Genomic DNA, 21,289 nt, shown 5'->3' on the forward strand with positions numbered 1-21,289 from the left:
AACAAAACTTAGATGATAAAAAAAGGAGGCTTAAAAGCCTCCTTTTTATTTATTTACTAGCAAACAACTGTACATCATTTCCTGATACTTCTTTTTCTCCGAGAATAATTAAACGTTCTACTACGTTTCTCAATTCACGAATATTCCCTGTCCAATCATATTCTTGCAACAACTTAATAGCATCATCAGAGAAATTTTTCTTTGGAGTACCTTGCTCTTTTGAAATCTTATCTGCAAAGAAATCTACCAACAACGGAATATCTTCACGTCGATCATTTAATGCAGGTACTTTGATTAAAATTACTGCCAAACGGTGGTATAAATCTTCTCTAAAACGTCCTTCTGCAATTTCCTTTTTTAAATCTTTATTCGTAGCCGCCACTACACGAACATCTACTTTGATATCTTTATCAGAACCTACACGTTGAATTCTATTTTCTTGTAAGGCACGTAATACTTTTGCCTGTGCTGACAAACTCATGTCTCCAATTTCATCTAAGAAAATGGTTCCCTTGTTAGCTGCTTCAAACTTCCCTGCTCTATCTTTATTGGCTCCTGTAAAACTACCTTTTACGTGTCCAAATAATTCACTTTCAATTAATTCAGAAGGAATTGCCGCACAATTTACTTCTATCATTGAAGATTTAGAACGATCTGATTTTTCGTGTAACCAATGCGCTACTAACTCTTTACCAGTTCCATTTGGTCCAGTAATTAATACACGTGCATCTGTAGCAGCAACTTTTTCTATGATTTCTTTAATATGAGTAATGGCATCACTCTCACCGATCATTTCATAGTTCTTGCTTACTTTTTTCTTCAACCGTTTGTTTTCAACTACCAGCTCTTTTCTATCTAAAGCATTACGTACAGTATTTAACAAACGATTTAAATCTGGTGGTTTTGATATATAATCAAAGGCACCTAAACGCATTGTATTAACAGCAGTATCTAAATCACCATGGCCAGAAATCATCACCATAGGTACTTCTGGTTTTAGTTTTTTAGCTTTCTCCAATACCTCAACACCATCCATTTTTGGCATCTTAATATCACACAATACTAAATCGTAATCTTTATCTTTAATCATTTCAATTCCTGCCAATCCATCTTCAGCTTCTTCTACTTCATAGGCATCATTTTCTTCTGAAATAATTTTTTTTAAAACTCTACGGATTGCCGCTTCGTCTTCAATGATTAATATTTTTGACATCTTCAGTTAGATTTTTACTTAAACTTTCTATTATTAATTCCTCTTTTCCTTGAAGGGATTCATCATAGGTAATAAAAAGGAATTTACCATTTTTCTTTTTAAAACGAATCAAAGACTGTTCCTTTATTATTTTATATCCTAAAAAATCATTCCAAAAATACGATTCAAAATAATTCCCTCTTGTTACTAAACCTTTATCTGTTGCATAGAACACTCTTCTATCATTGATTAATAAATTCGCAATAAAAGTTCCTATAACTATATAAAAAGGTATATTCATTTTTGATTCTAAAAGAAAAAATCTAGTAAAATCATTACTTTCAAAATTTAAAAAGTCAAGTTTGCTTATTACTAAATACAAGATGATTGGTAAAGCTATTGAGACAAGTACTCCCAAAAACTCTGATCTAAACAATTCAATACACCCTAATTTTAACAGTTCCTTCTTTCTTTGAAAAAATTGAATTAATTCAAATACTCCTATTAAAACATATCCAAAAATTAGAATTAACGTTATAATAATTGCTCCATTCCAATCAATGTAACAAAACGTTACAAACAACGTCAAAATCAAATACATTAATAACTGTATTAATTTTCTGTTTCTCATAAACAAATCTCACTAACAATTAAACTTCCTGTCTCCTGTTTCCTGTTTCTTGCTATCACGCTTCTCTATCCCTGTTCTTTTATAATATGTATATCTCTTTGTGGAAACGGTATACTAATATTGTGTTCTCTAAATAATTCGTCTATTCTAAAGCGAATTTCACTCTGTGGTATAATAGCTTTAAAACTATCATTCAGTGTAAAAATAAGTTTAAAATCCAGTGAGCTATCTCCAAAGTTTTCAAAAATCACTAAAGGAACTGGTTCCTTCAAAACTTTAGGATGTTCTGTAGCCGCTTGAAGCAATAATTTTTTAACCAATTGCACATCACTTCCATAGGCAACTCCAACTGAAACACTTTCTCTAGTAGTAGTTCCGTTTTGCGTCCAATTGTATAAACTATTTGATAAATATTTATGATTCGGAATTACCAATACTTTATTGTCAATGGTCACTGCTCTGGTAGTTCTCAGTTTAATTTCCTCTACTCTACCGACCTTTCCATCTATTTCAATAATATCTCCAACATGCACACTCTGATCAAGAATAATAAAAATCCCAGAAATAATATCTTGAAAAAAGGTTTGTAATGCCAAACCAATACCAATTAACAATGCTGAAGAAGCAACTAAAATTGCACTTAAATTTACTCCAGAAGAGCTTAATATCATTGAAAATATAATGGCATAGATAAACCAACTGGTAAAAGAAAATACCGTATTAAACTTGTTCTTATCTTCTTCTTGCAGCCTTCTTCTAACAAACTTTTTAAAATATTTAAAAACAATATTTGCTATAATGAGTGATACAATGAGTATTAAAACTGTTTTAATCGTAATATCTACACCTTTACCTCCAATTGGCAATCGGTAGTTCAATATTTCAATAACCTCTTTGGTAAATTCTTTCATTATTTTTTTAATTTAATAAAGGTAGTATAATAGATAATACTAAAAAAAAGATATAACCTACTATGGAAATATAATACTGATAATTCTTTTCTTCTTTTTTAACAATACTCAATATTGTAAAAATAACTCCAGTAACAAGAATGATAGTTCCTATAGTGGAAAATATAAACATGTTTTGATTGAATCTTGCAGAGTCATGTAATCCTTCTGCAAAATTAATTACCAAATAAGCTACTGCTATATTTAGTACAACTAAATAAATAAGAAACTTAAAAGCCCACCTTTTATAATTGGTAGGCTTTTCGTTTAATTGAATATTTTCCATCTATAAATAACTTCTTATCCGCTATAGCGAATCCACTTCCATAAATCTTTATAGGTAGGTTTTTTACCATAAGATAAAATACCAACTCTATAAATTTTAGCAGCAAACCATACCATAAACATAAAGGTAGCTACTAACAGTAACATTGAAATTGCAATCTCCCACCAAGCTACTCCAAATGGAATACGCATCAACATCACAATTGGAGAAGTAAACGGTATATGAGAAAATATAATTGAAATAGGTCCATGCGGATCATTAATTACCGTAAAAAATCCAACGTATACTCCTAATATTAAAGGTAACATAATAGGCATCATAAATTGTTGTGTATCGGTCTCATTATCTACCGCTGCACCTACAGCTGCAAATAAAGAACTATACAACATATATCCTCCTAAAAAGTAAAAAATGAATATTACAAACATTTTAAATAAAGGAAGACTAAAAAACTCAACAGCTATTTGTTCCAATTTATTTCTTTCTGCTGCCTGTTTCATTACTTCCATTTGCTCTGCAGGAATTTTTGCTGTTTGCATCTCTACTAAATCAAGTCCTAAAAGAGACGAAGCTACCAGGGTAATTATAAATAGTAACACTCCCCAAATAAAGAACTGTAATAACCCAGCAGAAGCGTTTCCTATAATTTTACCTAACATCAATTTAAAAGGTTTTACAGAAGACACTATTACTTCAATAATTCTACTAGTCTTTTCTTCAATTACACTTCGCATTACTGAAGTACCGTAAATCATAACAAACATAAACAGCATATAACCAGCTAATCCTCCTGCAATGATACTTGCTACACTCTTTGCTTTGGATGATTTTTCTCCAGAAAAATTAAACATTTTTATATCTGAAGAAATACGTGATTCTTTAATATGCGCTAAATCAATACCAAAACTCGTTAACTTTTCATTTCTTAGTTTCTTTTCAATTCTATTTTCTAAACTTCCCATTACGGTCATACTTGGGGAATCTTTCGAGAAAAACTCAATTGATTGTGCTAAGATTTCTAAACTGTCTTTTTTGGGAATATATAATGCACCATAATAGTCTCCTTCTTCCACTTTCTTCTTAGAATCTTCAAGTCCTAACTTGGTAAAATCTTCAAATTTTAGTGTTTTTGAATCATTGAAAGCATCATTGGCAAATAATCCTGATTCGTCTACAAAAACTATTTTCTTAACCTTTTCATCATTCTTTTTCATTAAGAAAAAAACCAATGCTCCCATTCCTACCATTAACAATGGGCTCAGAAAAGTCATCATAATAAATGACTTGTTTCTAACCTTAGCAATAAACTCTCGTTCTATAATTAATCTTAATCTACGCATAGCTTAATTATTTTTATTTACCGCCTCAATAAAAATATCGTTGGCACTTGGTATTAGTTCTACAAAATGTTGTACCTCTCCTTGAGAGGTTAAAAAAGATAATAAATCGTTAGCTGAATTTCCTTCAGTTAACTTTACGTTCAATTTAAGTCCGTCATTTAACAATCTAAAATCTGCTGGTAATACTTTAAAGTTCTCTTTCAACTTTGCTTCTACCTCTTTTGGGCTCGCAGTATTTAAACCAACTTGGAAAGTGTTGGTTCTAAATTGTTTTTTTACATCGTCTAGCTTTCCTTCTAAAATCTTATTTGATTTGTTAATCAAAGCTATATAATCACACATTTCTTCTACACTCTCCATTCGGTGTGTTGAAAATATAATGGTAGCCCCTTCATCTCTTAATTGTAAGATCTCTTTTGCTATTAATTGTGCGTTGATAGGATCGAATCCAGAAAAAGGCTCATCAAAAATTAATAATTTAGGTTGGTGTAACACCGTAACTATAAACTGTACTTTTTGGGCCATTCCCTTTGATAATTCCTCAATTTTCTTTCCCCACCAAGCGCCAATATCAAACTTATCAAACCAATATTTTAATCGTTTTTTTGCTTCAGATTTACTCAATCCTTTTAATTGAGCTAAGTATAAGGCTTGCTCTCCTACTTTCATAGATTTGTACAAACCTCTTTCTTCTGGTAGGTATCCAATATGTTCTATATGATTAGGAGCCAATTTTTCTCCATCTAAAATCACTTCACCAGCATCAGGCATGGTTATTTGATTAATAATTCTAATCAAAGAAGTTTTACCCGCTCCGTTAGGTCCTAAAAGTCCGTAAACACTCCCCTTTGGAATTTCAAGAGAAACATTATTCAATGCAGTAAATTCCCCATAGCGTTTTACTACATTATTAATTTGTAATAAGTTATTCATTGAATTTATTAGTTGATTTACTTTAAATAAGTTATCAGTACAGACAAACTTACATATTTTCTATTAATAAGTAAGATATAAACCCCAATTGTTACAAGAAGTCAAAAATAAAATTTACTATGCATGCATAATTTTTTTACGATTTACTATGCATGCATAATAAATTTTTATATCTTTGACGGGCATGGATAAAAATAAATCAATAGATCATCAATTAAGAGCTACATGGCAAGCAGTTGCTAAAATGTATAATGAGCAAGCTGCAAAGCATGATAGCACAATGGCTACAGCCTTTGTTTTATTGAATATAGATTACGAGAACGGCACCCCTTCAACGGCTTTAGGCCCACAAATGGGAATGGAGCCAACCAGCCTTTCTCGTTTATTAAAAAACATGGAGGACAAAGGTGTGATTTGTAGAGAAAAGAACCCTAATGATGGTAGAAGTGTTATCATAAAACTTACGGAGTATGGTAAAGAAATGAGAGAAGTTTCTAAGGGGCATGTATACCAATTTAACAATAAAGTAAGGGAATATATTACTGAAAAAGAGTTAGAAACTTTTTTTAAAGTAACCACTACTATAAACAAGCTTATCACCGATAAGTTAATTTATGGAGACGAAGACATTAACAAACAAGCTGTATAAAACAAACCAATAGACAAATGACAAGAAGAATTAAAAAAGTAGCGATTATCGGTTCTGGTATCATGGGATCGGGTATTGCATGTCATTTTGCAAACATTGGCGTTGAGGTTTTATTATTGGATATTGTACCAAGAGAACTTAACGACAAGGAAAAAGCAAAAGGATTAACCTTAGAAGACAAAGTAGTTCGTAACCGTATGGTAAACGATGCTTTAACAGCTTCTTTAAAATCAAAACCATCACCTATCTACAACAAAAAATTTGCAGATAGAATTACTACTGGTAACCTAGAAGACGATTTACACAAGATTAAAGATGTAGATTGGATTATGGAAGTAGTTGTGGAACGCTTAGACATTAAACAAAGTGTTTTTGAAAAGGTTGAAAAATACCGTACACCTGGTACTATTATTTCTTCTAATACCTCTGGTATTCCAATTAAATTTATGAACGAAGGACGTAGTGAAGATTTCCGTAAGCATTTTGCGGTAACACACTTCTTTAACCCTCCTCGTTACCTAAAATTATTTGAGGTTGTACCAGGTCCAGATTGTAAGCAAGAAGTTACTGACTTCTTAATGGATTACGGTTCTAAATTCTTAGGAAAAACTTCAGTATTAGCTAAAGATACTCCAGCGTTTATTGGTAACCGTATTGGTATCTTCGGAATTCAATCTTTATTCCACCAAGTAAAGGAATTAGGATTAACTATTGAAGAAGTTGATAAATTAACAGGACCAGTTATTGGACGTCCTAAATCAGCTACTTTCCGTACAGTTGATGTAGTAGGATTAGATACTTTAGTACATGTTGCTAATGGTATTTATGACAACTGTCCTGATGATGAAGCTCATGACTTATTTAAGTTACCTGACTTTATCAATACAATGATGGAGAATAAATGGTTAGGAAGTAAAACAAAGCAAGGTTTTTACAAGAAATCTGTTAATGCTGAAGGTAAAAAAGAGATTTTATCTTTAGACTTAGACACGATGGAATATCGTACTAAGAAACGTGCAAAGTTTGCTACATTAGAATTAACAAAAACTATTGACAAACCAATTGATCGCTTTAAAGTATTAGTTGGTGGTAGAGATAAAGCGGGAGAATTCTACCGTAAGAACTTCGCTGCAATGTTTGCCTATGTTCAAAATAGAATTCCAGAAATTTCTGACGAATTATACAGAATTGACGATGCCATGAAAGCTGGTTTCGGATGGGAAAATGGACCTTTCGAAATTTGGGATGCTGTAGGTGTAGAAAAAGGTATCGAATTAATGAAAGCTGAAGGAAAAGAGCCTGCTGCTTGGGTTACTGAAATGGTAGCTAAAGGAGAAACTTCTTTCTATACAGTAAAAGATGGTGCTACATACTATTATGATGTAGAAGCTAAAGAACAAGTTAAAAAACCAGGTCAAGATGCATTTATCATCTTAGATAACATCCGTAAAACTACTGAGGTATTTAAAAACTCTGGAGTTGTTATTGAAGACTTAGGAGACGGAATATTAAACTGTGAGTTCCAATCTAAAATGAACACTATTGGTGGAGATGTTTTAGCTGGATTAAACAAAGCAGTTGATTTAGCCGAAAAAGACTTCCAAGGATTGGTAATTGGTAATCAAGGAGCTAACTTCTCTGTAGGTGCTAATATTGGAATGATCTTTATGATGGCTGTTGAGCAAGAGTATGACGAGTTAAACATGGCTATCAAGTATTTCCAAGATACTATGATGCGTATGCGTTACTCTGCTATTCCAACAATTGCAGCTCCTCATGGAATGACTTTAGGAGGTGGATGTGAATTATCATTACACGCAGATAAAGTGGTTGCTGCTGCCGAAACATATATCGGTTTAGTAGAATTTGGAGTTGGAGTAATTCCTGGTGGTGGTGGATCTAAAGAAATGGCTTTAAGAGCGCAAGATTTATTCCACACTGGTGATGTTCAATTAAATGTTTTACAAGAGCATTTCTTAACTATTGGTATGGCCAAAGTGGCTACTTCAGCACATGAAGCATTCGACTTAAACTTACTTCAAAAAGGAAAAGATGTAGTAGTTGTAAACAAAGATCGTCAAATCGCCGAAGCTAAAAAACATGCTTTATTACTAGCAGAAGCTGGATATTCTCAGCCTGTAAAACGTAAAGATATTTTAGCATTAGGAAAACAAGCATTAGGGATGTTCTTAGTAGGAACAGACTCTATGAATGCTTCTAAATATATTTCTGAGCACGATCAGAAAATTGCAAACAAACTAGCTTATGTAATGGCTGGTGGAGATTTATCAGAACCAACAAAAGTTACTGAACAGTATTTATTAGACCTTGAGCGTGAAGCTTTCTTAAGTTTAACTACAGAAAGAAAAACCTTAGAGCGTATTCAGCACATGTTAAAAACTGGTAAACCATTACGTAACTAAACGTTACGAGTTATTAGTGATGAGTTATTAGTGATGCGTTAGACTCACTAAAAAACTTAAAACTAAACACTAAAAACTTTAAAAATATGAAAACAGCATATATAGTAAAAGGATATAGAACCGCCGTAGGGAAATCTAAAAAGGGTGTGTTCAGATTTAAAAGAGCTGACGAATTAGCTGCTGAAACCATCAAGTATATGATGACGAAGCTTCCAGAATTCGACGTAAAACGTATTGACGACGTTATTGTTGGTAATGCAATGCCAGAAGGATCTCAAGGATTAAATATGGCTAGAATCATTTCTTTAATTGGATTAGATTCTGTTGATGTTCCTGGAGTAACTGTAAACCGTTTCTGTTCATCAGGGTTAGAAACAATTGGTATGGCAGTAGCAAAAATTCAATCGGGAATGGCTGATTGTATTATTGCTGGAGGAACAGAGAGTATGAGTTCTGTACCAATGACTGGTTTTAAACCAGAATTAAACTACGATATCGTAAACGCTGGTCATGAAGATTATTACTGGGGAATGGGTAATACTGCTGAAGCAGTTGCTCAACAGTACAATATTTCTCGTCAAGATCAAGATCAATTTGCTTACGAGTCACATATGAAAGCTTTAAAAGCTTTAGATTCAGATCGTTTCCAAGATCAAATTGCTCCGATCAATGTTGAAGAAACATACATTGGAGAAAATGGAAAACGTGCAACAAGAAATTATACAGTTACTAAAGACGAAGGTCCTCGTAGAGGAACAAGCGTAGAAGCTTTAGCAAAATTACGTGCAGTATTTGCTGCAAACGGTTCTGTTACTGCTGGTAACTCATCACAAACAAGTGATGGTGCTGCCTTTGTAATGGTAATGAGTGAAGATATGGTAAAAGAGTTAGGTATTGAGCCAGAAGCACGCTTAGTAAGCTATGCTGCTGCTGGAGTACCACCTCGTATTATGGGTATTGGTCCTGTAGCTGCCATTCCAAAAGCTTTAAAACAAGCTGGTTTACAACAAAGTGATATTGAATTAATTGAATTGAACGAAGCATTTGCTTCACAATCATTGGCTGTTATTCGTGAGTTAGATTTAAATCCGGATATCATTAACGTAAATGGTGGAGCAATTGCTTTAGGTCACCCATTAGGATGTACTGGAGGTAAATTATCAGTTCAGTTATTTGATGAAATGCGCAAGCGTGAAATGAAAGGAAAATACGGAATGGTAACCATGTGTGTAGGTACTGGACAAGGTGCTGCTGGTATTTTCGAATTCTTAAGTTAACAACCTAAAAAATCAACAAAAACAGATGTCAGAATTAAATAAAGATATTTTACGTGGAGGGCAGTTCCTAGTAAAAGAAACAAAATGTGAGGATGTATTTACTCCTGAAGATTTTTCAGAAGAGCAAACAATGATGCGCGATGCAGTTAAAGAATTTAACGATCGTGAAATCATTCCTCATAAAGAAAGATTTGAGAAGAAAGATTACGCTTTAACAGAAGAAGTAATGCGTAAAGCTGGTGAGTTAGGTTTCTTAGGTGTTGCTGTTCCTGAAGCTTATGGCGGATTAGGAATGGGGTTTGTTTCTACTATGTTAACTTGTGATTATATTTCAAGTGGAACAGGATCTTTTAGTACTGCTTTTGGTGCACATACAGGTATTGGTACAATGCCAATTACTTTATATGGAACAGAAGAGCAAAAGCAAAAGTTTGTTCCTGCTTTAGCAATGGGAGAACGCTTTGGAGCTTACTGTTTAACAGAACCAGGAGCCGGATCGGATGCAAACTCTGGTAAAACGACTGCTGAATTAACAGAAGACGGAAAGCACTATAAATTAAACGGGCAAAAAATGTGGATTTCTAATGCAGGTTTTGCTGAAGTATTCATCGTATTTGCTCGTATCGAAGACGATAAAAATATTACTGGTTTCATTTTAGAATATGACAAAAACAATCCTAATGGAGTTACTTTAGGAGAAGAAGAGCATAAATTAGGTATTCGTGCATCTTCAACTCGTCAGGTATTCTTTAATGATACATTAGTACCAGTAGAAAACATGTTATCTGTTCGTGGTGGTGGATTTAAAATTGCTATGAACGCATTAAACGTAGGACGTATCAAATTAGCAGCAGCTTGTTTAGATTCTCAAAGAAGAATTATTGATCATGCTGTAAACTATGCAAATGAGCGTAAGCAATTTAAAACTCCTATTGCTGAATTTGGAGCTATCAAAATGAAGTTAGCAGAAATGGCTGCTAGCGCATATGTTGGTGAGTCTGCTTCTTATAGAGCTGCTAAAAACATTGAAGATAGAATTGCTATTCGTGAAGCTGAAGGAAATACACATCAAGAAGCAGAATTAAAAGGAGTTGAAGAATACGCTATTGAGTGTTCTATCTTAAAAGTAGCTGTTTCTGAAGATGTACAAAACTGTTCAGACGAAGGAATCCAAATTTACGGAGGTATGGGATTCTCTGAAGAAACTCCAATGGAGTCTGCTTGGAGAGATGCTCGTATTGCTCGTATTTATGAAGGTACAAACGAAATTAACCGTTTGCTTTCTGTAGGAATGTTAGTAAAGAAAGCAATGAAAGGTCATGTAGATTTATTAAATCCTGCTATGAAAGTTGCTGATGAACTAATGGGAATTCCTTCTTTCGATACTCCAGATTATTCTGAGTTATTCTCTGAAGAAAAGGAAATCATTGGAAAATTAAAGAAAGTATTCTTAATGGTAGCTGGAGCTGCATTACAAAAGTTTGGTCCAGACTTAGAAAAGCACCAACAGTTATTAACTGCTGCATCTAATATTTTAATTGAAATATATATGGCAGAATCTGGAATTTTAAGAACTGAAAAGAACGCAAAGCGTTTTGGAGAAGATGCTCAAAAAGAACAGATTGCTATGGCTAAGTTATACTTATACAATGCAGTAGAAACTATTACTACCAATGCAAGAGAAGGAATTATCTCTTTTGCTGAAGGTGATGAGCAACGTATGATGTTAATGGGGCTTAAGCGTTTTACAAAATACGCTAACTACCCGAATGTAGTAGCATTACGTAATACAATTGCAGATAAATTAAAAGCAGAAAATAAATACTGCTTCTAAACATATTAAAACTGCCAGGCGTTGCTAACAAGCGCTGGCAGTTATAAAAATTTCTTCAACTTTTATAGGTTTTAGAATTTAGTTGTTTGTTTAAAAGGTCGTCGAATTAGGTTTTGACGGTCTTTTTTTTGTTTTGTTGGGTAACAATTATAATTGTTAGACACTAGGTTATAGAAAACAAAATAAAAACAAATCATGAAACATTTAAAAACTATTTTTTCACTAGTAATTCTTGCAACTTTAATTATATCATGTAATCAAGACAATGATATTGCTGTACAACAAGACAAACTAACCAAAGAAAAATTAATTAAACATTTAAAGGAAAGAAATCCAAATTACATTTTCAAAGAACCTCAAAACCATGTTACAGCTAGTAAAAAAGAGGCTCTTCATTTTAAAAGCTTAGAAGAGTTAGATGCTTTCTTAGACACTTTTGATAAAAGAAAAAAAGCAATGTTAACAAATGCTAAACATGACTTTGTTCACGTTGGCCCTGAAGACGGTAGTGGTACAAACGAAGATTATAGTGGATACTACAGAACATCATTCTATATCGGAGGTTTCATCCCTGTTTATATGAATATCAACTTTAATACAAAAAACTGTGAAGGAAGTAATTTGAATTCTTATATATCTGGAGGAACCATGGGGGTAACCTATATGCATTCAGGGGGAAATCTTTACTCTAATAAAAAGCTTGGTTATATTAGTTACTATGTTGAAGGTGTTCTTAATTACAATATATTTATAGAAGGCATTGGAACAATTTATTCTGAAAATGTGTCTTATGGAGGGAAAGCTTCATGTAAATAAAGTTATATTACATAGGATTTATAAAGTAAAAGGGCACTATTATAAGTGCCCTTTTCTTATTTATTAGTAGAGTTTTATCTTTTGTTTAAGACATTTTGAACAGATTCAGCAGTATCTAAAACCATTTTATCAAATGCTACAGGCGTCCAATTAAATGTTTTTTTAGTTTTACTTATATCTCCTTGGTATCTTTTACCAACGTAAGGCATCATTCCTTTCATTTCACTATTAAAATTTGCCAATAGTTTCACCATAAAATTAGGCGCCACCCCTGTTTTTACCTTTTCATAACCAGATTCTTTCAATAGCTTGGTCACTTCAGTATAAGCATATGCATTTTCTGAAGCTACAATAAACCTGTTATTTGCTGCCTCACTATTTTCCAACGCTTCCACATGAATCTTTGCAACATCTCTTACATCTGACATGTTAATACTTGCCTTGATCATTTGTTTTAACTCTCCTGTAATAATTCTCTTAAATAATGACATTGACTCACCAGATAAATTACTTGAGGTAGTTGGACCATATACTGGCCCAGGGTGAATTGTTACCAACTCCATATTTGTATCCTTTACAAAATCCCACGCACTTTTCTCTGCCAACGTTTTACTTTTCAAATAAGCCGTTGCATTTTTAGCATTCACATTTGTCCAACTATTTTCGTTAATAGTATCATCTCCTATTACATCTCCTAACATCGCTACCATAGAAGAAGTTAAAACCACTCGTTTTATACCTGCTTTATCTGCAGCTTTTAACGCTCGTAACGTTCCTTCTACCGCAGGTTTTATAAGTTCATTTTCATCTTTCGGAATTTTAGATATAAACGGAGAAGCAACATGCATCACAAAATCGCAATCGGCTACCGCTTGATCCCATCCTTCATCTTCAAGTAAATTAAGCTCGTAAAATTCCAAATGCTCAGTTGAGTCTGCATACTTCTGAATGATGCTTGAAATAGCATCTGCTTTCTTAAGACTTCTTAAAGAACCTTTTACTTTATATCCCTTATTTAATAACTCAATTGCACAATGCTGCCCAATAAAACCCGAAATACCAGTTAACAATACTTTTTTCATTTGACTTTATTTTTTACTTTTGTTTTGCAAGCAAAGATATGTTATTACTTTTATTTTGCAAGTGATAATTCAAAAAATTTAATATGCCAAATACATTTCGATCAAACTGCCCCATCACCTCAGCACTTGATATTGTTGGAGATAAGTGGTCATTAGTTATTATAAAACAAATACTTTTTGAAAGAAAAAGTACTTTTAAAGATTTTACAGGTAGTACCGAAGCTATTGCCACGAATATCCTCTCGTCCCGATTAAAAATGTTAGAAGAATATGGCATTCTTTCAAAAACCAAGTTACCTGAAAATAAAAAAACCAATATCTATTTCTTAACAGATAAAGGACTAGGACTAACCCCCACCCTTATGGAACTTACTTTTTGGAGTAAAGATCATATTCAAGAATTTCATCCAAATTTAAATTTAGATCAACAAATAACAGCTGCTCAAAAAAATAAAGAAGCAGCTTATGAGAGCATTATCAAAAATTATAAAAATTGGTTACAGGAATTATCGTAACTCAAAATAACGATAGTATTAGCTTAATTACTTGCATATTGTACTTTTACCATTTAGATTAAAAAAACGTATTTTTAATACAAAAATCATATTGCATACTTTATGAAGTTCATTTTTCATGTTTTAATTTTAAGTTGTTTTCTTTTTTCTTGTAAAAAAACAGTCTCTACAACTGAGCAGTCAAAAATAGCTTCACATAAAAAAGAGTTGAAAAAAGAAGTTCTAAAACTAAAAAGTATTCCGTACCATGGTACTCACAAATCCATACATATTATTGTAGCTCTTTGTGATAACAAATACCAAGGAATAGTACCTGTTCCTAAAACGATTGGAAATGGACAAGACCCTAAAAACAATCTTTATTGGGGAACAGCCTATGGTATTAAAACTTTTTTCAAACGAAGTTCAGATTGGACTTTTCTAAAACAAGAAAAACTCGATTCTCTAATTTTAGAACGCATTGTTTTCAAACATAAGGATAAAGACTTTTATCTAGTTGCTGATGCCTACAACGGAAAGTATATAAAACAAGCAACCGAAACCTTTTTACGCAGTAGTGCGGGAATCACAAAAGATACTATTCAGATAAAGAAACAAGTAATTGGTATAAATGGCAATTCCCAGCTCGTAGCATATATAGGACATGATGGATTAATGGATTTTATGCTACATGAAAAGTTTATAAATATCGATCAAAAGAAAAGGGATGTTATTATATTGGCTTGTTATAGTAAAACTTACTTTCAACCTCACCTTCAAAATGCTAAGGTAAACCCATTAGTTTGGACAACTGGTTTAATGGCTCCAGAAGCTTATACCATTCATGACGCTATCTCTGGTTATTTACAAAACGAATCTAATGACCAAATAAGACTTAGAGCAGCAAAAGCCTATCATAAATATCAAAAATGTGGGCTAAAAGGTGCAAAGAATTTATTGGTAACCAATTAAAAAACCCAACTAAATTTTGTTCATATTATAGTTCTGTACTTTTCCTGATTCCGTATTTTTATAGGTTCAAAAAACATCTGTATAGTTTATTATAATTATACAAAAAACTGAACCAAATTGAATAACCAACCTACTACTACAACAAAGAGAATTGAATTATTAGACGTGTACCGAGGGTTTGCTATTCTCGGTATTTTTGTGGTTAATATCGTCATCATGAATTCGACATTTCTGAATCAAGACGAATTTGCGAAACAATGGACTTCGAGCATCGATACCATCTCCGAGAAAATTTTACAGCTATTTTTTTACACCAAATTCTTTCCTATTTTCTCATTGCTTTTTGGATTAGGAATTTCAATGCAAGCTCTTAAGCTTGCTGAAAAAGGGAAACTTTCTTTTTCCTTTTTTGCCAGAAGAATGTTTTACCTATTTCTTTTTGGAGTATTTCATATTGTATTCCTGTGGTCTGGAGATGTATTAAATATCTATGCTGTTCTTGGGTTATTAACCACCTTATTAATCAAAAAATCTAATAAAGTCATTTTAATTGCAGCCGGAGTTTTTCTCTTTTTTCCTTTTTACGATCAAGTATTCGGATATTTTTTTGAACTCATTAATTATCGTCCTGAAATTTATTTACAAGAACATACTGGAGCTACCGTAAATCAAATCATAAAGAATGGAAGTTATGCAGAAGGAATACAACTAAGATTATTAGAATACCTTTCTAACATTCCAATGTTATTCGGATTTTTAGCCCCCATTGCCTTATCCATGTTTCTAATAGGATTATATTTAGGTAAAAATAAAATTTACGAATCTTTAGATTCTTTCATTACTAAACTCACAAAACCAGTACTCTTAATCACTATACTAACAAGTATTTACAGAGTTTGTTTTTTACTTGTATTTACCAAACTTGACATTTATAAATTAGAATTGGCTAGAACCCTATTTATTAAACTAATGGTACTTTCAGATGTTATTATGGGATTATTTTATTTATGGGGAATTGGATGGCTTTGGTACAATACCCAATGGAAAAAAGTTCTAGCTCCATTAAGGTTTGCAGGTCGTATGGCATTAACCAATTACCTAATGCAAAGCTTGATAGGTTTGATTTTATTTTCTTCTATAGGGTTTCAACTTTATGAAACTTTAAGTCCGTCACAAACGTTACTAACCGCTATTTTAGTTTTTGCCTTCCAGGTTATTTTGAGTAAAATATGGTTACGCTATTTTAAATTTGGACCTTTAGAGTGGTTATGGAGATGTTTGACCTACAAAAAAGTACTCTCAATTAAAAAATAATAGTTTTACAAATATTTAAAAGAAAATGATCGAACCTGTAAACATCTATTCTGAAAACACCACTATTCACTTATCTATGGGGACTTATGATGTTTATATTATTGGTGGTTGGTATGTGAAGTTAGAAAAATTTAATTTTCAATTAAAAAGATTGAACTCTGATGAAATGGTGCAACTGGAAAAAGACATATGGCCAATTCAATCTCACTATAAAGGCACAAAAACAAGAAAAATAGCTTCGCTACAAATTAGAAAAGGAGGTAAATACAAAATAAATTTTGAAAACTCAGAGACTTTAATCGTAAAACAATCTAACTTATTCATCACACCTTACTTTGAACAAAAAATATCTCCACAAAAAATTGATTTACTTTTTGTGAAAAACTAAAACTATCAACAATGATAAATAGGATACTAAATTTTATTTTAAAAAAATTAGGTACTTCAAAGAAAAGCACCTCAAATAAACCTCGATTAAAACCTGCCAATACTATTATACTTGAAGAAGGTAAAACAGAAACTATCTGCCTTCCAGATTTTAATAAATATCAAAACTTGACTATAGCAAAGTGGCATTTTCACATTGGTGATATGATTGAAGGAGGAGATATTATTTGCGAAATTCAGAATAATCAGGTTACAATAGAATTCGAAAGCTTGATGGAAGGAGAACTCATATGGAGTTGTGAACCTAACAAGAAATTAACCACAGGAATGGACATTTGTACGATTCGTGGAGTTGCAAATGAGTAAGAATATCAATCATAAAATGAGACATGAAAAACTTAAATTATTATGTAGCCATTTACAAAGAGCAACTTACTAAAGGGGATATACTCATAGCCTACAATGAGTTAGTGAAATTTGTAATGAAACTACGAGTTAATTTCATTAAAAATCTTTCCAACCAATATACATTTACAGGTATTCTTCATGGGTACATGGATTACACCTACTTCTATTATACCAATGACTTTTTAAAAAACAACAAACTCAAATTAGGACTTATTTTAAACCATATAGAAATGCGCTTTGAAATATGGTTACTCGGTAACACCGTTAAAGTTCAAAAAGAATATTGGGAGTTACTTAAAGAATCTAAATGGAATAAAAACAACAATGAAATGCCTACATATTCAATTTTAGAGGTAATCATTGAAGACACTCCTGATTTTGATAACTTACCTATATTAGCAAAAGATATAAAGCAAAAGTTACTTCAAGAGTCTGAAATGATAATTTCAACCCTAAAAAAGCTCATATGAATATCAAAACTCTAAAAGAAACAAGTATAGAAGAGATCTTAGAAGTTTTTAATCATTCTTTTTCTGATTATTTTGTTCCGTTCAAACTAACATACGAACAGTTATTAGCTAAAATGAAAGCTGATAAAACAGATTTATCTCTATCTGTAGGTACTTTTGAAAACGAAACACTTGTTGGTTTTATTTTACATGGATTTGATGTAATCAATCATAAAAAAATTGCATACAATGGTGGTACAGGAGTTATTCCAGAAAAAAGAGGTTTGGGGCTCACCAAACAAATGTATTCTTATATCCTTCCTATTTTAAAAACCAAAGGCATCAACAAACTTCAGTTAGAAGTAATTTCAAATAACATTCAAGCCATCAAATCTTATCAAAAAGCAGGCTTTGAAATTAAAAGAAACCTATCTTGTTTTAAGGGTACAATTACAAGTTTACCTACCAACTCAACAATTAAAATCAAACCAATAACTTCTTATCACTGGGAACTCATGGAGTCTTTTTGGAGCGTTTCTCCTACCTGGCAAAACGCTAGCAATACGTTACATGAATTAACTCATATTCATACCTCTTTAGGAGCCTATTATCAGAATCAACTTGTGGGATATGTAATTTACAATCCTTCGAGTAACAGAATACAACAAATTGCCATTGATAAAGCTTTTAGAAAACAAAAAATTGCTTCATCCTTGATTAACAAACTATTAAAAGGGAATGAAACCAAAATTTCAGTAATTAATGTTGATAATAGTAATCAAGAACTGTGCTTGTTTTTTGAAAAAATAGGGCTCTCTTACTATCTTGAACAACTAGAAATGCAATTAAATTTATAACGACAAATATGTCTTTTTTTGAGATGACCTCCCCCCTTTCTTTTATCTTTGTTTGCAACAAAAAATAATTACTCTTGAAAGAACTTTTTACTTTTCTCCTATATTCTGGTTCTAGTCTCTGTATTTTATTAATTGTTTTACTCACTAAACGAATTCATGAGCATTTTTCTAATAAAATTCTCATTGGTATTATTACTTGCCTACTTGTTTTGTTTTTAACTTATGGTGCTTCTTATATCTATAGTCCCAAACTTTTGTTTTTTGTACTCCCTTTGGGTTCTATCATTCCTTTTGCACTTGGTCCTTTATTGTTAGGATATATTAAATCCATATACAATACGAAGATCAATTCAAAAAAAATAATAAAAGACCTTATCCCATTTTTCATCTCCTTTATACTATTTAGCATTCCTAAATATCTCCTGCCTGATTTAAGATATAATATTGAAAACAATCTCGTTTTAATTAGTTTTCTCATTCCCTTTCTAGGTTTTGTTTATTTCATCTATCATTTAGTTTTAAGCTTTCAATTTCTAAAAAAATATAGACACCTCTTAAAAAACAATTATTCTTATGTAAAAGGAGTTAATTTAAATTGGCTTTCTATATGGATTTATGGATTGATTTCTTTTGTAGTTTTAGATGTTATTTCTGGAGCAATATTACTTGTGCACCCTTCCTTAGAACACATACTTCTATTTAATTTAACCTTCTTAGCCTGTTTAATATGGTACATTGGATACTATAGCTTGAATCAAACACATATTTTTCTTGTGCAACAAGAATTACCTCAAAACAAAAAGTCTACTCATCCTACTAAAAAAGAAAACCGTATTACTGAAATACAAAACCTCCCAGAGTTTTCTGAAAAACTTGAAGTACTTTTTAGATCAGAACAACTTTACAAGAAGCAAAATTTAACCTTAAGAGAAACTGCTGCGTTGTTAGATATTACAGATAAAAAACTATCAAATTACCTAAACACTTCTCTTAAAACTTCTTTTTATGAATTTGTAAACTCTTACCGAATAAATCACTTTAAAAAAAGCATTCAAAACGGACAATCTAAAAACTTAACCTTACTGGCTCTAGCTTTCGATGCTGGCTTCAATTCAAAAGCAACTTTTAATAGAACATTCAAACAAAAGGAAGGAATAACACCTTTACAATTCAAAAAAAGCATAGAAAAAAGTCTCACTGCTTCTAGTGAGTCGATTTAAAAATTGTTTATCAGTTGTTTTGCTCAAAATTTAAATGAGTAACAACAATTATGAATACAACAATTAACAGCGCAACAGAGCGACAAACAAACTTTAATAAAGCGAAAAAATATACCCTTTGGGTATTAGGACTTTCTTGGGGACTCGGATTCTTATTTCTAAATCTTTTTAATTTTTCAAATCTTATCTTTAGAAGTGCTTTTTCATTAATCTATGGATTTTTACCTGCCATCATTGCTTTTATAATTAACCGAAAAGAAGGTCGTAATTGGACTTCACTACGCTTTATCAAACCTTCATTACGCACGTGTATTTTGGCTATTCTTATTCCCATAATCTATGTAATTGTCGGGTTTTATTGTCAAATAGAGTTGGGCTATCGTTCAAGTCCAAATTGGGCTATTCTTGGTAGTCCTATGGAAATCGCCTTAGTGATAGGCCTAGGTTTTTTAGCAACTAGTGTTTTGGTAATGGGAGAAGAAATTGGTTGGAGAGGTTACCTACAAGAAAAATTGTTTAAAGCTTTCGGTGAAATCAAAGGAGTAATCATTTTAGGGATAATTTGGGGATTTTGGCATTTACCAGTTGCCTTAAAAGGGTACAATTTTCCTGACCACCCGTATATGGAAGCTTTTATTACCTATCCTTTGGCATGCACTGCTTTCTCTCTAATCATTGCATATCTAGGATTTCAAAAGTATTCTATTTTCATTGCTATTCTATTTCACGGTGCCAACAATCATTTCAATGCAATTGCCTTGTCGGTTTCAGAATTGAATAATGAATTTGGTTTTGCCATGCTGAGTAATTTTATATGTATTGATCTCATTTTAATATTTGGCTTTCTATTCTGGAGAAAGCTCAAAAATAAACAACAAGCTTAGTGGGAAAAATGCTATTAAATATTAGAAAGTTGCTCTTTATCTAGAGCAACTTTTTCTTGATTGAATCCTAAACAAAAAATTAATCTTTTTTTCATTCAATTTAAAATGTAATTTTAGCGCGTATTTTTTGAATTCCATGAAATTAAATCCATCAGTAGAACACCATACGATTGTAGCCATTGTACTCACCATTTGGAGCTTCTTGTTTAGTATTTTAGCGAGGCCCTTTGAACATGGTTATATGGATTTAAAAATATGGCTAAAAGTAAGTACAGGGTTTGGTCTTGCTATTTTTATAAGTTACTTTATTATAAGTCTAGTACAAAAAAGTGTTTTTAATAAAACTAAAAAATGGACACTTCTTAATGAAATTTGTATCTACATTCTTCTATACACCATTTATACAATTATCACCTACACTTTTTATAAAAGTTCAATCATAAAAGGGATTTATCATTTCTCTGAGTTTTTTTTCAACATCAGTATTAATGTTTTTTTAATTCTAACTCCAATAATAGTTATAGCAAGGAAATATACACTTAAACTAATTCTTCATAAAGAAACCAACGAAATTACCATTAAAGGAACCAATAAACTAGATTTCTTAAAAATTAAACAAGCTGAATTGGTATGTATTTCCAATGCACAAAATTATGTAGAAATCTTCTACATGGAAAATGAAGAACTAAAAACAAAATTGATTCGTAGTACCTTGAAAAAAATTCAAACAGATTTTGATTTTCTTCTCCAAATTCATAGGTCACATTTAATCAATCCAACGCATTTTAAATCGTGGAAAGACACGAATACAATCTTCGTTGCTCAACTGGAACTTCCTGTTTCAAAAAGCTATAAAAACAACCTACTTAACCTATAAAATTCGTACCAAAA

General features: G+C 31.9%; 22 protein-coding genes. 15 read left to right on the forward strand and 7 right to left on the reverse strand.

What is annotated here, in order from left to right:
• Window positions 1-49: 49 nt before the first annotated feature.
• The 6 genes from ABNT22_RS14920 to ABNT22_RS14945 form a co-directional block, all read right to left on the reverse strand.
• Window positions 50-1,213 (reverse strand): sigma-54 dependent transcriptional regulator, encoded by a 1,164-nt coding sequence (locus ABNT22_RS14920; RefSeq protein WP_348717878.1) that lies wholly within the window; start codon window positions 1,211-1,213, stop codon window positions 50-52.
• Window positions 1,191-1,823, reverse strand: a complete 633-nt coding sequence (locus tag ABNT22_RS14925; RefSeq protein ID WP_348717877.1) for a hypothetical protein — start codon at window positions 1,821-1,823, stop codon at window positions 1,191-1,193. Before ABNT22_RS14925 ends, ABNT22_RS14920 begins: the two co-directional genes overlap by 23 nt.
• Window positions 1,824-1,888: 65 nt before the next feature.
• Window positions 1,889-2,734: a mechanosensitive ion channel family protein gene (locus tag ABNT22_RS14930; RefSeq protein WP_348717876.1), complete on the reverse strand. Its 846-nt coding sequence runs from the start codon at window positions 2,732-2,734 to the stop codon at window positions 1,889-1,891.
• A 7-nt stretch (window positions 2,735-2,741) separates the two neighbouring features.
• The gene (locus ABNT22_RS14935; protein ID WP_348717875.1) at window positions 2,742-3,059 is read right to left on the reverse strand and encodes a hypothetical protein; all 318 of its coding nucleotides are present in this window, start codon (window positions 3,057-3,059) and stop codon (window positions 2,742-2,744) included.
• Between the two features lie 14 nt (window positions 3,060-3,073).
• Window positions 3,074-4,399 carry an ABC transporter permease gene (locus ABNT22_RS14940; RefSeq protein ID WP_348717873.1) on the reverse strand — a complete coding sequence of 442 codons (1,326 nt, stop codon included), beginning with the start codon at window positions 4,397-4,399 and terminating at the stop codon, window positions 3,074-3,076.
• Between the two features lie 3 nt (window positions 4,400-4,402).
• On the reverse strand, window positions 4,403-5,332 hold the full coding sequence (locus ABNT22_RS14945) for an ABC transporter ATP-binding protein (RefSeq protein ID WP_348717872.1): 930 nt from the start codon (window positions 5,330-5,332) through the stop codon (window positions 4,403-4,405).
• Between the two features lie 184 nt (window positions 5,333-5,516).
• Between ABNT22_RS14945 and ABNT22_RS14950 the strand changes: the two genes are divergently transcribed.
• From ABNT22_RS14950 to ABNT22_RS14970, 5 genes are all read left to right on the forward strand, one after another.
• Window positions 5,517-5,981 carry a MarR family winged helix-turn-helix transcriptional regulator gene (locus tag ABNT22_RS14950; RefSeq protein ID WP_348717871.1) on the forward strand — a complete coding sequence of 155 codons (465 nt, stop codon included), beginning with the start codon at window positions 5,517-5,519 and terminating at the stop codon, window positions 5,979-5,981.
• 17 nt (window positions 5,982-5,998) lie between these two features.
• On the forward strand, window positions 5,999-8,404 hold the full coding sequence (locus ABNT22_RS14955; RefSeq protein WP_348717870.1) for a 3-hydroxyacyl-CoA dehydrogenase/enoyl-CoA hydratase family protein: 2,406 nt from the start codon (window positions 5,999-6,001) through the stop codon (window positions 8,402-8,404).
• Window positions 8,405-8,490: 86 nt separating this feature from the next.
• Window positions 8,491-9,681, forward strand: coding sequence for an acetyl-CoA C-acyltransferase (locus ABNT22_RS14960; protein WP_348717869.1), 1,191 nt, complete (start codon window positions 8,491-8,493; stop codon window positions 9,679-9,681).
• 25 nt (window positions 9,682-9,706) lie between these two features.
• Entirely contained in the window at window positions 9,707-11,515 is a 1,809-nt protein-coding gene (locus ABNT22_RS14965; RefSeq protein ID WP_348717868.1) for an acyl-CoA dehydrogenase family protein, read from the forward strand.
• A gap of 195 nt (window positions 11,516-11,710) precedes the next feature.
• Entirely contained in the window at window positions 11,711-12,331 is a 621-nt protein-coding gene (locus tag ABNT22_RS14970; protein WP_348717867.1) for a hypothetical protein, read from the forward strand.
• A 74-nt stretch (window positions 12,332-12,405) separates the two neighbouring features.
• On the opposite strand, the gene ABNT22_RS14975 is transcribed toward ABNT22_RS14970, so the two are convergent.
• Window positions 12,406-13,413: an NAD-dependent epimerase/dehydratase family protein gene (locus ABNT22_RS14975; RefSeq protein WP_348717866.1), complete on the reverse strand. Its 1,008-nt coding sequence runs from the start codon at window positions 13,411-13,413 to the stop codon at window positions 12,406-12,408.
• 83 nt (window positions 13,414-13,496) lie between these two features.
• Between ABNT22_RS14975 and ABNT22_RS14980 the strand changes: the two genes are divergently transcribed.
• From ABNT22_RS14980 to ABNT22_RS15025, 10 genes are all read left to right on the forward strand, one after another.
• Window positions 13,497-13,928: a helix-turn-helix domain-containing protein gene (locus tag ABNT22_RS14980; RefSeq protein WP_348717865.1), complete on the forward strand. Its 432-nt coding sequence runs from the start codon at window positions 13,497-13,499 to the stop codon at window positions 13,926-13,928.
• Between the two features lie 207 nt (window positions 13,929-14,135).
• The gene (locus ABNT22_RS14985) at window positions 14,136-14,879 is read left to right on the forward strand and encodes a hypothetical protein (RefSeq protein ID WP_348717864.1); all 744 of its coding nucleotides are present in this window, start codon (window positions 14,136-14,138) and stop codon (window positions 14,877-14,879) included.
• A gap of 216 nt (window positions 14,880-15,095) precedes the next feature.
• Entirely contained in the window at window positions 15,096-16,193 is a 1,098-nt protein-coding gene (locus ABNT22_RS14990) for a DUF418 domain-containing protein (protein WP_348717863.1), read from the forward strand.
• Window positions 16,194-16,218: 25 nt separating this feature from the next.
• On the forward strand, window positions 16,219-16,581 hold the full coding sequence (locus ABNT22_RS14995; protein ID WP_348717862.1) for a hypothetical protein: 363 nt from the start codon (window positions 16,219-16,221) through the stop codon (window positions 16,579-16,581).
• A gap of 11 nt (window positions 16,582-16,592) precedes the next feature.
• Window positions 16,593-16,946, forward strand: coding sequence for a lipoyl domain-containing protein (locus tag ABNT22_RS15000; protein WP_348717861.1), 354 nt, complete (start codon window positions 16,593-16,595; stop codon window positions 16,944-16,946).
• A 23-nt stretch (window positions 16,947-16,969) separates the two neighbouring features.
• Window positions 16,970-17,458: a DUF7000 family protein gene (locus tag ABNT22_RS15005; RefSeq protein WP_348717860.1), complete on the forward strand. Its 489-nt coding sequence runs from the start codon at window positions 16,970-16,972 to the stop codon at window positions 17,456-17,458.
• Complete coding sequence (locus ABNT22_RS15010) at window positions 17,455-18,294, forward strand: GNAT family N-acetyltransferase (protein WP_348717858.1); 840 nt, start codon at window positions 17,455-17,457, stop codon at window positions 18,292-18,294. The genes ABNT22_RS15005 and ABNT22_RS15010 overlap by 4 nt, the downstream gene beginning before the upstream one ends.
• Before the next feature lie 620 nt (window positions 18,295-18,914).
• Window positions 18,915-19,514: a helix-turn-helix domain-containing protein gene (locus ABNT22_RS15015; RefSeq protein WP_348727159.1), complete on the forward strand. Its 600-nt coding sequence runs from the start codon at window positions 18,915-18,917 to the stop codon at window positions 19,512-19,514.
• A 50-nt stretch (window positions 19,515-19,564) separates the two neighbouring features.
• Window positions 19,565-20,398 (forward strand): type II CAAX endopeptidase family protein, encoded by an 834-nt coding sequence (locus ABNT22_RS15020; protein WP_348717856.1) that lies wholly within the window; start codon window positions 19,565-19,567, stop codon window positions 20,396-20,398.
• A gap of 136 nt (window positions 20,399-20,534) precedes the next feature.
• Window positions 20,535-21,275 carry a LytTR family DNA-binding domain-containing protein gene (locus ABNT22_RS15025; RefSeq protein ID WP_348717855.1) on the forward strand — a complete coding sequence of 247 codons (741 nt, stop codon included), beginning with the start codon at window positions 20,535-20,537 and terminating at the stop codon, window positions 21,273-21,275.
• The last annotated feature ends 14 nt before the right edge of the window (window positions 21,276-21,289 follow it).

This window comes from Tenacibaculum sp. 190130A14a, assembly GCF_964048965.1.
GTDB classification, from domain to species: Bacteria; Bacteroidota; Bacteroidia; order Flavobacteriales; family Flavobacteriaceae; genus Polaribacter; species Polaribacter polynesiense.